Raw genomic sequence first — 494 nt, 5'->3', positions numbered from 1 at the left:
GGCGGTAATGTTGAACACCATCGCCCCGTCGATATCGCCGCGGATCAGCATCGGCTCGGTCAGGTTGGGGGCCAGGCTTTCGATGGTGATGCTGTCCAGATCGACGTCGTTCATGCGCGCAAAGACCCGCAGCAGCTTGGTCGTGGGCGTGCCGGGCGCGCCGCCAAGGGTTTTCCCCTCCAGATCCGCCGGGTTTTCGATGCCGCTTTCCTTGCGGGTCACGATGGTGAACGGCGGATCGTTCCACAGCTGATAAACCATCACGGGCGTCTGGTCGGGGCGTTCGGCGGCGTTCTGGATGATGGCGTTGATATCGCCAAAGCCCGCGTCATAGGTTCCCGACATGATGCGGGTGACGGTGGCGGCGGATCCTTCACCCTGATCGATGGTGACGTTCAGGCCCTCGTCCTCGAAATAGCCGTTCTGCTGGGCCAGCAGGATCGGCGCGTCCGACCCTTGGGTCTTCCAGCCAAGGGTAAAGCGGATATCGGTCT

At 62.3% G+C, this 494-nt stretch carries 1 protein-coding gene; it reads right to left on the bottom strand.

Annotated features, from left to right (window positions below; all coding sequences use genetic code 11):
* Window positions 1-494 (bottom strand): ABC transporter substrate-binding protein (locus EG885_RS22400; RefSeq protein ID WP_131579082.1); only part of this gene is annotated, 494 nt, incomplete at both ends.

This window comes from Paracoccus nototheniae, assembly GCF_004335005.1.
Taxonomy (GTDB): Bacteria; Pseudomonadota; Alphaproteobacteria; order Rhodobacterales; family Rhodobacteraceae; genus Paracoccus; species Paracoccus nototheniae.
Note: the sequence above shows the minus strand (reverse complement) of the source record. Positions and strands in the feature narration are given on the sequence as shown.